This window comes from uncultured Shewanella sp., assembly GCF_947497935.1.
In the GTDB taxonomy this organism is placed as follows: domain Bacteria; phylum Pseudomonadota; class Gammaproteobacteria; order Enterobacterales; family Shewanellaceae; genus Shewanella.
Map to the genome: position 1 here is coordinate 236,826 of NZ_CANMIO010000006.1, position 13,462 is coordinate 250,287.

Below are 13,462 nucleotides of genomic sequence, written 5' to 3' on the forward strand. Positions count from 1 at the left end.
TGTATTTTTAGTTGCAGGTCGTATGATGTTAAAAGCCTGCTCTGTTTTACCACTGTTTTATACCACATTTTGCTTAAACGTTGGAATTTTGGAGATTTAATGTCACAACAACGCGCCTTTAAGGGCAAAGAGAAACCAAGAGATCTTCAGATGGACGCGCTGAAGATGCCGCCGCATTCAATTGAAGCTGAGCAATCGGTTCTCGGTGGTTTGATGTTGGACTCGGACGCTTGGGACAGAGTGGCTGAAGCGGTTGTAAAAGAAGATTTCTATTCCCGTGCCCACGGCACCATTTTTACGGCAATGGAATCTTTGATCAGCGCAGGTCAGCCAATCGACTTAATTACCGTATCTGAGCAGCTTGAGCTTGAAGATCAGCTTGAAGATGTTGGCGGCTTTGCTTATATCGGTGAAATCGCTAAAAACACGCCGAGTGCTGGTAATATTCACTCGTACGCCAATATTGTGCGTGAGCGTGCGGTTGTTCGCGATATGATTAAAGTTGCCAACGAAATTGCCGATGCGGGTTTTAATCCCGAAGGGCGTAATTCGAGTGAGCTACTTGATTTAGCCGAAACCAAAGTATTTAAGATTGCCGAGCAGCGCGCCAACGCTAACGAAGGCCCTGAAGGCATTAAGGCGATTCTTGAAAAGACCGTCGATAAGATTGAAGAGCTGTATAATAACCCGACCAGTGGTGTGACGGGGGTGTCGAGTGGCTTCGGTGACTTAGATAAAATGACCGCAGGCTTCCAATCTGGTGACTTGATTATTGTTGCGGCGCGTCCATCTATGGGTAAAACCACCTTTGCGATGAACTTGTGTGAGCAGGCGGCACTGCACGAAGATAAGCCTGTGCTCATTTTCAGCTTGGAGATGCCTTCAGAACAGATCATGATGCGTATGTTGGCTTCACTTGGCCGTGTCGATCAGACAAAGATTCGTACTGGTCAGCTTGATGACGACGATTGGGCGCGTGTATCCTCAACCATGGGGATCATGCTTGAGCAGGGCAAGATGTATATCGATGATGGCTCAGGTCTAACGCCTACTGAAGTACGAAGCCGTGCACGACGTATCGCACGTGAATATGGCGGTCTGTCGATGATTATGATCGATTACCTTCAGTTAATGCAGGTGCCAGCGCTTAAAGATAACCGTACCTTGGAGATCTCGGAGATTTCACGCTCGCTTAAGGCCTTGGCGAAAGAGCTGGAAATTCCGGTTGTTGCACTGTCACAGCTTAACCGCTCGCTTGAGCAACGTGCTGATAAACGCCCGGTTAACTCGGATTTGCGTGAATCGGGCGCGATTGAGCAGGATGCCGATTTGATCATGTTTATTTATCGTGATGAAGTGTATAACAACGATTCTGAAGATAAAGGTACCGCAGAGATCATTATTGGTAAGCAGCGTAACGGCCCAATCGGGCGTGTGCGTTTAACCTTCCAAGGCCAATTCTCACGTTTTGATAACTACGCTGGTCCACAATTCGAAGAGGATTAATTATTGTCCATAAAGTCATTTACGGACCATGATTAATTACAATAGAGCCTCATAGAGGCTCTTACTTTTTAATAGAGATAACAAGGTTACTTGTGAAACCATTTCCACGAGCAGAGATCAGTCGCCAAGCATTGAAGAATAATCTGGCTCGGCTGCATGAATTAGCCCCATCAAGCAAGGTGATGGCGGTTGTAAAAGCCAATGGCTATGGCCATGGTTTACTTAATGTCGCTCAATGTTTAGATAATGCCGACGGTTTTGGCTTAGCGCGTTTAGAAGAGGCATTGGCGCTACGTGCCGGTGGGGTTAAGGCTAAACTTTTACTATTAGAAGGCTTTTTTAGGCCGACTGATTTAGTGACTTTAGTTGAGCATGATATTGAAACCGTAGTGCACCATGAGTCGCAAATTGAGATGCTCGAACAGGCTGAGCTCGATAAGCCTGTGAACGTGTGGATGAAGGTTGACTCAGGTATGCATCGTTTAGGATTTGTACCCGATGAATTTCATCAGGTTTATCAGCGCTTAGTGGCGTGTAAGAACATAGCTAAACCGATTAATTTGATGACTCACTTCGCTTGTGCCGATGAGCCAGATAATAATTACACTGCCACTCAATTAGCGACATTTGAGCAGTTAACCAAAGACTTACCTGGAGAGCGCACTTTAGCGAACTCCGCTGGCGCGCTATTTTGGCAGCAGAGCCAAGCTAACTGGATCCGCCCTGGTATTGCGCTCTATGGTGTATCTCCAGTGGTTGGCGACTTAGGTATTAAACACGGGCTAATGCCCGCGATGGAATTAGTATCACAACTAATAGCCATACGTGAACATAAAGCGGGCCAGCCTGTCGGCTATGGCAGTCATTGGGTTGCCGATAAAGATACCAAGCTTGGTGTGGTAGCCATAGGTTATGGTGATGGCTACCCACGTAACGCCCCTTTGGGTACGCCAGTATTAATTAATGGCCGTTTAGCACCAATTGTTGGTCGTGTGTCGATGGATATGTTGACGGTGGATCTTGGCGCTGATGCCAAAGATTGTGTCGGTGATAATGCCGTGCTCTGGGGTAAAGACCTTCCAGTAGAGGAGGTGGCAGAGCACATTGGGACTATCGCGTACGAGCTTGTAACTAAATTGACTCCTCGAGTCGCTGTTTGCCTAGATTGAGCAAATAAACAACTTATTTATGTTGATATTGCAAGTTGAGGCGGGATGCCCGTTGCAGTTGAAGATGTCTTAAATTGAAAATAAATCCATTAACTATATTTGTCGCTTTGGGCTTAATGTCTCCCTTTGTGAGTGCAGAATCAACAGCAGAACAACTAGATGGTAAACCGTCTGGTGAAGAGCAAGTCATTATTGAGTCAGTTGAATCGAGTGCTAATAAGCAGAAAAAAACAAACGATAACCAACTACCGGATTATGAATCTGAATTTGTTGCTGTGCCTTTTGCGTTTTCAAGTGAGAGCTTAAGTACTGCTTTTGGTGGCGCCGGTGTGCTTAAACATGCAGGGCAGATTCAATCCTCTATATTGGGTATTGGTGTGTATAGCACCAATAATAGTTGGGTTAGCTATTTGCGTTTTAACGACTATCAAATTCCTACCCTTGATCAATGGTTGTTCTCAATCGAAACCTACAACGCTCGCTTTAAAGAAGGCGTTTATTATGTGCCTAATCAGGCTGACATTAATGGTGACAGCGAGCGAGTGGTGACGTTAGGTGATGAGTCCTTTACCAAGTTTCATGCTCGATACGTGCTGCCTATTGGCCGTGGTAGTCAAGGTGCGGCGCGTAGCCTAGGCCGTGCGCGAACAGATATTAGCTGGAATCCACTAGAGTCAGGTGTCACCAGTGTTAAATTCAGCCCTTTTACTCAGAGCAGAGAACTCGAAGGCTTTGAGTTTTTAGAGGATGAAGCCAAAGGTTTAGCTGTTGAGCTCGAGTGGGATAATCGTGATAACGGTAAAAATAGTACTCAAGGTGGGCAAACAAGCTTTAAGGTTACCCGCGACTTTGGCAGCGGCTCACGCAATAGTTGGACGACCTGGGAGTTTGACCAAAGCACCTTTGTTTCTATCGACTCTAATGAATGGTTTGGTCAGCAAATTTTAGCGTTTAACTTTTATTTAGCCGATACACCAACTTGGACATCAGGCTCAGATGATAACTTGCATCAACCGCCTAGTTTTGCAGGTGTGAGTTTAGGTGGATTCGAGCGTCTGCGCGGTTATAGCAGCAAGCGTTTTACTGGTCGTTCGGCCGTGCTGTATAGCGCAGAGTATCGTGTACAACCTAGATGGCAACCATTGCAAGAGTGGCCAGTGTTTAACTTATACGACATTCCTTGGTGGCAGTGGGTTGCTTTTGCTGAAGCTGGCCAAGTCAGCGATGAGTTTAGCGCTAGTGCATTACATGATGACTTAAAATGGTCGGCGGGTATCGGTGCGCGCTTTGAAGTTGAAAGCGTAGTGGTGCGTGCTGAGCTAGCCTTCAGTGAAGAGTCAAATCAGTTCTGGATTATGGTCAATCAGCCGTTCTAAGTTGCTTTTCGTTTTAATCCTTGTGGTGAGGGGCTGTTGTATATACAGCCTCTATAATGCCGGCTATTGACTTGAATGACCTTGATTGAAAACTGCCGATGCAACGATCAAGGATGGAGCATGCTTTGATGAGAGTTTCAATTCTATAGCTGAAAAATGTTTGCTCGCGTACTGGTTTTGCTGAAGCGCTAACTGATTTAGATATGAGAGAAGATAGTTTTTGAATTAATGAGCGGAATAAGTAATCTGACACTTAATAACCCGCTATTTAGTTAACGCTTATATTCAGCCGCTAATTTTATTTCTGGTAAATTAAAGTAATTATAGGGTAAGCAACGTCAAAATTGCGTCAAAATAACTTCCCTCTAAATTAAATTTTATGTTTCTGTTGCAAGGTTAGAAAATCTCCATCAAGAATGTTTATCCGTTAATACTATTTGAGTAAAGTGATTTTTTATAGGCTTTACCTTGGGTAATTTTGCCGCTTGTGACCACGAATAGTTTGATTGGGTGTAGAGTGATGGGACAAATAAATAGCAGTGCATGGTTAATAGATGAAAGTGACTTTGATCTCCCCCCTTTAACTGATGATCTCCTCAATACAATTAAATCCCCAATTGCTGAACTGGGTTTCGGTGGCTTTTGGTTTCAAGGTATTGCCAACAGCGCTTACCAATCCTATCTAGGTAACAACCGTAAGAGTCTACTGACACGTAAAGTGTTAAGAAGCTGTGGCGGCGTCATCGCGTCATCGCCAACAGTTAAATTGCTGCATCAACAATATGTGACGCGTGTTGCTTCTACCGATATAAATTTTGCTGCGGCATTAAAGCTTGATTCTCCTTACTGTTATGTTCTTTCGGAAGATGGTCAGCCGACTAAAGTACAGAAACTATTTAATAGCCATGGAATTAATACAGTTCTCAGTTGGCCGTTGAAGAATTTTGCATCGGATACTTGGAGCGGTCGATTTACCTTATTGTCAAAGTATCCATATGAAGAGCTCAATATTGCAGAATTAGAGCAGGCGTTAAAGCAAGCTCAAATGTTAATATTTGAACATTTTCATAATGAAATAAATCCCTACCGCCAATATAACTTGTTTAATAAGACTGCAATTAGAGCGCTGGAAATGGCTGCCACGGGGTTGCATAACCACGAGATTTCCGAGCAATTGGATATAACTGTTCGTGGGGTGGAATATCATCTTGAATCTTTAAGAAGTAAGTTGTGTGCCAGTAATAGGGCCAATTTAGTTCATATCGCTCATCAACTGGAAATTATATAGAAGATGTTGGTTCTCCTTGTCGAAGATAACCGCCTATTGGCGAAAAATATCATTCAGTATCTGGAACTCAATGAGATTGAATGTGACTATGCGGAGACTCTAGAGCGGGCTGAGGAAAGCATATTTAACAGCACCTTTGATGCGATAATTTTAGATCTTAATTTACCTGATGGTGATGGCATTACGGCATGCCAGAGGTGGAAAGAACGGTGCATTATGGCGCCAATCATTATGCTGACAGCGAGAAGTAACTTACAAGATAGACTGTCAGGTTTTGAGGCTGGAGCCGATGATTACCTAGTTAAACCTTTCGCGTTAGCTGAGTTAGTTGCACGGCTTAAGGTGGTGTCGCAGCGACGCCCATCGCCAAAACGACTGACGATTGGTGATCTCGAGTTGGATTTTGGTGCTCATAAGGTACAACGTCGGGGGCAGGAACTTGTATTGTCGCGTACGGGATGGCAGATCCTTTCCTTTCTAGCAAGAAGAAGCCCTGAAACTGTCGAACGGGAGGAGATAGAGCGACTTCTCTGGCCAGATAGCCTACCCGATAGCGACAGCCTACGAAGCCATATGCATCTGCTACGCAGAGTCGTCGATAAACCATTTGAGCAGAATCTTATTCATACGATTCGTGGTGTAGGTTTGTGCTTAAGAGTTGAAAGTGATGAAGCCTAAACTGAGTTTGAAGCGTGTATATCAGGTTTACGGTATATGTTTTTTAGCGATTACTTTAATCATTAATAGTCTTATTCCCCTGTGTATGATGTGTACGGGAATGATAAGCATGCATGAAATCACCATGAGAAATGCAGCTCAGGCAGCTGAAGCTTATGCCAGTGCAAACCAAGATGTTATTGAAACCCAGAACATCACGGTTTACACCCGTTGGGATGCGGTGCCGAATCATGTTAGGGCGATTAATGAAGGTTTACCTCCCCAGCAGGCGCTTGATGTTAAACATCAGCACTCAGATGGAGAATTTATCGATGGTTTGATGCTTTACTCGACTCAAGAGGGGCAGGACTATTATGTTTGGTTGCATTATAACGCCACTCACGCATTAGAATTTGCTCCGAAGAATATGGCTGCGATTCTTTTATTAGTCATCATGACATTTTCGGTGAATGCGACTCTTGCCTGGTATCTACAGCGTCGGGTGATATTACCGGTTCACCAGATCAGCAGGGCCATTAAGCAACATGACTGGCAAGGTATGCAAGAGCTTAAGTTTCCGCAGCAATGTTACGCTGAGCTGCAATCGATTGTGGATGCGCTAGATAGCTCGATTAAACAGCTTAAAGAAGCGCAGCAAAGAGAGTTATCTTTTCTACGCTTTGCCAGCCATGAACTAAGAACACCGATTGCAATATGTCAGTCATCATTTGAAATTTTATCGCTGCAACAAGGAGAGCTTAAAGGGCCAACCTTACATGCTAGTCAAGCGACAACTCAGATGAAGTCAATTACAGAGACCCTGCTTTGGTTAATGAGTCCAGACTGTAGTCCAATGAATTGCTGTGATGTGAAGTTGTCACATCTACTGGCGAGCATAGTGGATGATCAAAAGTATGCTCAGGGCAGTGATATTAATGTTGATTTGATCTGCGATGAAACCGAGCTTTACGTGCTTAAAGAGCCTCTGATGATTGTGTTGAACAACTTGATCCGAAACAGTTTAGAGCACGGTGCTAAAGGGGTTGTCATAGAGCAAGCTGGTAATCGAATTGATATTGTTAATCCCTTATCAAAACATAATAGCAGTGGCTTTGGCCTAGGTTTGATGTTGGTTGAAAGGCTAACTAAGCAGCTCAATTGGGATTACTCAACAGTAAATGATGATAACTCTTTTAGGGCTACAATCATTATCCACTCAAGTGAATAGAGCCGATGGATAGCTAATATTGTGATCACGCTAAATATTGTGGTCGTTATTTGATATTCGTCAGACTTACAGTGTTTAGTGTGGTTTAGATATTTGAAGTAGTGATTGGTTTTATTCTTTTTGTGATGTAGGTCTTATTACAAGGTGGAGGGAGTGATAAGCCAAAATTAATTGTATTGTGCATTAAATCTGTGCTTATTTGCTCTATTTGGTTCGTTTATTGAACTTAATTCTGATTATTTATTAAAACTACTGTTCATTACCACACTGTTTTGGAACAGCGAAAAATTATAGTGAGCAACATCACTTCATAATATTTGTTATAGGTTAATCTTTGTTTAAGTTTTAAATAAAACTTTTCGTCATTGTTCTAACTCAAATTTTATGTGGGCTAGTGTGCATCACACAGTTATATAAAGGAATGGAAATGATTATTAAACATAAGTTGAAACTAAGTTCTTTGGCTATTGCCTTAAGCTGTGCAGTTGCTCCTATGGCTTCATTTAGCGCTATGGCTGAAACGATTAGCCTAACAGGTAAAGATCTCACTATTGAGCAATTGCTTAAAGTTCAGAGTGGTGAAGCCAATGTGACTGTTAGCAAAAAAGGCAAGCAGAACATCCAAGACAGTTTCGATCTATTAATGGATTCAGCTCGTCAAGGCACTCCTGTTTATGGTCTAACCGTTGGTGTGGGTAAGAACAAGGATACTGAAGTTTTTGGTAAAGACGGAAAGATGTCAGATGAAGCGGTAAAACTGTCTGAAGATTTCAACCGTGACATGTTATTCACTCACGCCGCAGCATCTGGTGAGCCAATTGACCAAGCTGTTGTGCGTATGGCGATGACAATCCGTCTAAACCAGATCGCGACAGGCCATGTAGGCGTGCAACCAGACGTAGCTCGCTTGTACGAGCAGTTCGTGAATAAGAACATTATTCCTGTGGTGCCATCTGATGGTTCGGTAGGTCTTTCTGACATTCTATTGGCTTCGCACATTGGTGCTGCGATGATGGGTGAGCATGAGGTGTTCTACAAAGGCGAGCGTATGCCTGCTGCTAAGGCGTTGAAAGCTGCTGGTGTTGAGCCTTTAGTACCTTTCGGCAAGGATGGGTTATCTATTCTTTCTAACAACGCGCTGTCAACTGCACAGTTAGTCCATGCTATGGGGCAAGCAGAGCAGTTAATCGAATTCTCGCCAAAGTTGATTGCAGCGGGCCTTGAGTCTATTAATGGTAACATCAGCCCAATTCTGCCTCATACGCTAGATGCTCGTCCTATGCCGCACGTACAGGACGTAGGTAATGACATTCTTAAAAATCTTGAAGGCGGTTATTTATTTGAGCGTGATGAAAAGCGTCCTCTACAAGATAGCTTATCATTCCGTGGAGCGCATTGGCCTGTAGCTAATGCTATTAGCCAGTACAACAGTCTTGAAGAGTTGGTACATATTCAGATCAACAGCTCTGACGATAATCCAACGGTATACTTGAATGCTAAGCACTCACGTTTCAACAAGTACCCTCAAGTTGAGCAGTACTTCACTGATGGCAAGGTATCTGGCGCAATTAACTCGTCAGCTAACTTCGACACAATTCAGTTAGCGACAACAACTGAAGCCTTCAGCATTGCTATGGCTCAGCTAGGTAAGTATTCATCTAATCGTCAAATTAAGATGATTGACCCATATTTCACCGGTCTACCACGTGCACTTGTAAACCCAGATGATACAAACGGTCAGAGTTTCTATACGCTACAAAATGGCTTCACTGCGCTGTTTGTTGATATTGCTCATGCGTCTAACCCGGTGTCTTTCTATGGTCAGGCTAACCAAGGTGGTATCGAAGATAACTTTAGTAACTTCCACCAGGCTTCTAAGAATCTAACCACAGTTGTTGATGGCGTTTCTTACATCTACGCATTTGAGTTAATGACCTATGGTCAAGCGTTAGATCTTCAAAAGAAAGTTCATGACCGTGATTTGTCTGATGCGAACAAGACTTTATTAAAAGACCTACGTAAAACCGTTAAATTCTATGCCGATGATACCCGTACTTTCACTGTAGATATCGAAGCATCACAAAAGTTCTTAATGAAGTATTAAAAACAAATAAATTATTTACGAAAATTAATAGTTATTTATAAAGTTAAAAATACTAGGCAGTAAATAATTAAATAATAGGCCTTAATAAATGACATCAAGCTTTAGTTTGATGTCATTTACCCATGAAAATTTTTAGTGAAACCGTAATTAACTGTTCTGTTGAGCACTCGTTATTTTTAAAGAGACCCCTATGAATTTCAAATTGAAAAAGTCAGCACTAGGCGTGGCAATTGCCCTGCCGGTAATATTAGTTGGTTGTGCAGTAACAAGTGAAATGATCAAATCACAAGGTACGGCTAAAGGTCGACATGGTGATATTACTGTAGAAACAACATTTGAAAATGGCAAAATTACAGCAATTGACATTGTAAAACAAAAAGAGAATAAAGTTTTATCAGCTGCTGTTTATAAAGACGTAAAGCAAGCAATTATTGATAACAACAGTGTCAATGTTGATGGCATCTCAGGTGCAACAGCCACTTCTGATGGTTTCAAGAAAGCGGTTGCTCAGTCGGCTGAACTTGCAGGCATAACACTGGTTGCTACTGCTGCTATCAATGGAAAAAAAGTCGATGCGCAGCCATCAGAATACACTTATGACGTTGTGGTTATTGGTGCCGGTGGTGCAGGTTTTTCTGCAGGCGTTGAAGCGGTTGAAGCCGGAGCATCTGCTGTTATTATCGAAAAGCAGCCAATTATTGGTGGCAACTCACTCATCTCTGGCGGCGAAATGAACGTAGCGGGTAGCTGGGTTCAAAAAGGTATGGGCATTACAGACAGCAAAGCTCTATTTATTGAAGATACATTAAAGGGTGGCGACTACAAAGGCGATCCAGAGATGGTTCGTGTCATGGCGGACAACGCTGTTGCAGCGGCGGAATGGTTACGCGATGACATCAAAGTCGATTTCTATAAAGATCAAATCTTCCAGTTTGGTGGTCACTCAGTAAAACGTGCCGTTATCCCTAAAGGACATACTGGCGCAGAAGTATTAAGCAAGTTTGCTGTCAAGGCTGAAGAGATTGGTCTACCTGTTCACTTGAACACAACAGCAAAAAATCTTATTCAAGATGAGACTGGCCGCGTTGTCGGTGTTAAGGCGATGAAGAATGGTAAAGTTATCACTTACTACGCTAAGAATGCGGTGGTAATGGCTGCGGGTGGCTTCGGCGCAAATATCGAAATGCGTAAGAAATTCAACCCTGAATACGATGAGCGCTACGGTACAACTAACCACTCAGGTGCAACAGGTGACGGTATCTTAATGTCTGAAGCGGTTAATGCTAAGACGGCTAACTTAGGCGAGATCCAAGCGTACCCAATTTGTAACCCTGAAACAGGCGCTATCGCGTTAATCGCCGATGCGCGTTTCTTTGGGGCAATCTTGGTTAACCAAGAAGGTAAGCGCTTTGTTGAAGAATTAGAACGTCGTGACGTTATTTCTAACGCAATCTTGAACCAAACTGGCAAATATACTTATGTTATTTGGAACCAAAAGATTGATGATTTAGCTAAGACAATTGATATGCATCCTGGTGAATTCAACGACCTAAATTCTCGTGGTTTAATGTTTGAAGTTGAAAGCATCGAAGAAGCGGCTGCGAAATTTAATATTCCGTTAGAAGCCCTACAAAGCACTATTAGCGACGTTAATAAATATGCTGCTACAGGCAAGGATTTAGCGTTTAATAACCGTGCAGGTCTGGTAGATATGTCTGAAGGTAAATACTGGATCTTAAAAGCAACGCCATCGGTGCACCACACTATGGGTGGTGTTGCGACAACGACTAAAGCAGAAGTATTAGACAACAGTGGTAACATCATTAAAGGCTTATACGCTGCAGGTGAGGTGACGGGGCTAACTCATGGTTCTAACCGTCTTGGCGGTAATGCTTATACCGACATCATCGTGTTTGGTCGTATTGCAGGTCAGCAAGCTGCGGCACAATAATTGTTGTTTAGATAGAAGTAAGCGGTAACTAGCCAGCCGATCACCTATGTGGTCGGCTTTTTTATTTGTTCTAGACTGTGCATCTGAAAATGAAAGGCTCTGCTTCACTCATTATCGGCGTCACAAATTGATAAAATCTGACGTTTTTCTGCCAAATCTAATAGTAGTTATTTGTTTGCTTTGCCCTAATCTCACGAGCACCCAATATAGGGGATAATATAAAAAGAGATTAAATGATGAACAAATTACCTCTGGCTGCATTGCTAGCAGCCATGTTACTAGGGGGCTGTGGTAGCGATAGTGAAACTGTTTCTCCCTCTTTACCAGAACCTGAACAGCCTAAGCCTGACTTTCTTACCGTCGATGTTAAGCCCAATGCAAAATTTGAAGGCGAGGTTACTGTCTACTTGGGGCGGTACGATGATCGCTTGAAGGATTGGTTGCAGGCAAATCCAGAGTTGGATCTCAATGGTGATGGTCATGTGGATGAGCGAGATGCGCACCTGCATAAGACTCCAGAACATCCTAATGGAGTCTTTAACGAGCCTGAAACTTACTACACCTTAAATGCCGCAGACATTGCTAAGGTCTTATCCACCAACCCCGACGGTTTGGGAGCTGGCAGCGCCCGTGATGATATTTTTGTCGATGGTCATTACTCTGTCTTCGATTTGCTACGTTACTTAGTATATACCCGCAAAGATTTACGTTTTGACTCTGTAACCCTCCCTCTGGAGACTGGCCGTGATACGCACGAGTTTGTGCTCTCTTGGGATCGCAACAAAGATGGTATCTTTGATGAGCTAGATGGCAATGTATATAGTAATTTTCAGACTCCAGATTGGCATGCCAGAATCAAGTCAAACGGCGGCGTAGAAAAAAAGCTTAATGGCACGCTAGATGGTAAAGGCCCGCAAGGCGAAGGCCATTATGAACGTTTAGATCAGTTTGTGTTGCAACCTGGAATGTCGGTACGCTTCCAACCCTTTTCTCCGGAGATGACCCAAAGAAGGCAATGGGTACAAGACAGAGAAATGGCGCGTCTAGCACAAAATGGCGGTAAGGTGATCGTACCTAAGTTGATGATCAACAAGCCCGATCCTGCCAACATTGATGATAGAAGCAAAGATACACCAATGGTAATTGAAAACCTGGAGGTGACTGCACACAACATGCGACCAGATATTTTTAAGCCTGGTGTCATTACTAAGATGGATGTCTTTTTATCGGCTAGGCAGCGTGGCGTAGAGACTAAATTCAACTACTGGCCAACATTGTCTACTGGTGCCAAGGTCGATCATTTTGCTCTATTCAGTGTCGATGGTATCGACTCTCAGGTGGGTAAAGGCTGGACAACAGTATATGGCGAAATGGCGGTAATGAATGACTTTAAGCCTAATGCACAGTGTAACTTTGGCCGACCAGAAAGCGGTGGCATGGAGCTAGAGGTAGATAGCGAACACTGTCGTTTGGATTGGAACTCGAACTTCGGCGGCAACGTTATTCATGTCATGAGTGATGTTTGGGTTATGAACCAGCCTGTTGAATTTGTGATGACAGGATACCTAAGTCATTACCCACTGTGGGGAATGGAAGAGTTTAATGGCCAAGAATCTAAAGAGCGTGACTTTAGTGAGTCTCGTGATGGTTCTGATATTGCCTATTTACAGGTATTTGATCTTCCATCAGAGAATGATAAGGATGCTCCAGTTTTGACCAAGGCTCACTTTGGTTGGAAAATAGCCGACTGTACCGAGTGCCACAACGAGAGCAAAGAGCCACTAGGACATGGTGGCCATAGCTGGCCAATCAATAATACCGATGGTTTCTCTACCATGCAGCCGTATTACTGTGCGACCTGCCATGGAAGTAATGGTGCGCCATTTGGACATAAGGAAACCGCCCGCTGTTTCTGGTGCCACACCGGAGAATCTAACACGCCAAAACATCATGGCGATGCTTCTACTAAGAAGTTGTATCGCAAGGATGCCTTGCTGAGTAATGATAAAATCTATAATCACCCAGATCTGTTGAATGTTCTACCCCGAGATAAGTGGGGGAATTACGAGGTGTACGATAACATTTGGCATTCAAAAAACTCCGATTGGAACATGAGTGACGTGTTCCCAGATCCATACTCTTGTATGACCTGTCATCCAGATAAATCGTGATGAGAGTCAATC

The 13,462-nt window shown here is 43.4% G+C and carries 9 protein-coding genes; all 9 read left to right on the plus strand.

Annotation, left to right across the window (positions count from 1 at the left end):
• Positions 1 to 99 precede the first annotated feature (99 nt).
• The 9 genes from dnaB (at position 100) to Q1A86_RS09565 (ending at position 13,450) form a co-directional block, all read left to right on the plus strand.
• Positions 100 to 1,506, plus strand: a complete 1,407-nt coding sequence (gene dnaB / locus Q1A86_RS09525) for a replicative DNA helicase (protein WP_220765214.1) — start codon at positions 100 to 102, stop codon at positions 1,504 to 1,506.
• Between the two features lie 92 nt (positions 1,507 to 1,598).
• The gene (alr, locus tag Q1A86_RS09530) at positions 1,599 to 2,675 is read left to right on the plus strand and encodes an alanine racemase (protein ID WP_299805859.1); all 1,077 of its coding nucleotides are present in this window, start codon (positions 1,599 to 1,601) and stop codon (positions 2,673 to 2,675) included.
• A gap of 116 nt (positions 2,676 to 2,791) precedes the next feature.
• Entirely contained in the window at positions 2,792 to 4,051 is a 1,260-nt protein-coding gene (locus Q1A86_RS09535; RefSeq protein ID WP_299805951.1) for a hypothetical protein, read from the plus strand.
• 520 nt (positions 4,052 to 4,571) lie between these two features.
• Entirely contained in the window at positions 4,572 to 5,339 is a 768-nt protein-coding gene (locus tag Q1A86_RS09540; RefSeq protein WP_299805861.1) for a helix-turn-helix transcriptional regulator, read from the plus strand.
• Between the two features lie 3 nt (positions 5,340 to 5,342).
• Entirely contained in the window at positions 5,343 to 6,017 is a 675-nt protein-coding gene (locus tag Q1A86_RS09545; protein ID WP_299805864.1) for a response regulator transcription factor, read from the plus strand.
• Complete coding sequence (locus tag Q1A86_RS09550) at positions 6,004 to 7,224, plus strand: HAMP domain-containing sensor histidine kinase (protein WP_299805866.1); 1,221 nt, start codon at positions 6,004 to 6,006, stop codon at positions 7,222 to 7,224. The genes Q1A86_RS09545 and Q1A86_RS09550 overlap by 14 nt, the downstream gene beginning before the upstream one ends.
• A 427-nt stretch (positions 7,225 to 7,651) precedes the next feature.
• Positions 7,652 to 9,328, plus strand: coding sequence for an aromatic amino acid ammonia-lyase (locus Q1A86_RS09555; protein ID WP_299805868.1), 1,677 nt, complete (start codon positions 7,652 to 7,654; stop codon positions 9,326 to 9,328).
• Between the two features lie 190 nt (positions 9,329 to 9,518).
• Positions 9,519 to 11,279 (plus strand): flavocytochrome c, encoded by a 1,761-nt coding sequence (locus Q1A86_RS09560; protein ID WP_299805870.1) that lies wholly within the window; start codon positions 9,519 to 9,521, stop codon positions 11,277 to 11,279.
• Between the two features lie 233 nt (positions 11,280 to 11,512).
• Complete coding sequence (locus Q1A86_RS09565) at positions 11,513 to 13,450, plus strand: hypothetical protein (RefSeq protein WP_299805871.1); 1,938 nt, start codon at positions 11,513 to 11,515, stop codon at positions 13,448 to 13,450.
• The last annotated feature ends 12 nt before the right edge of the window (positions 13,451 to 13,462 follow it).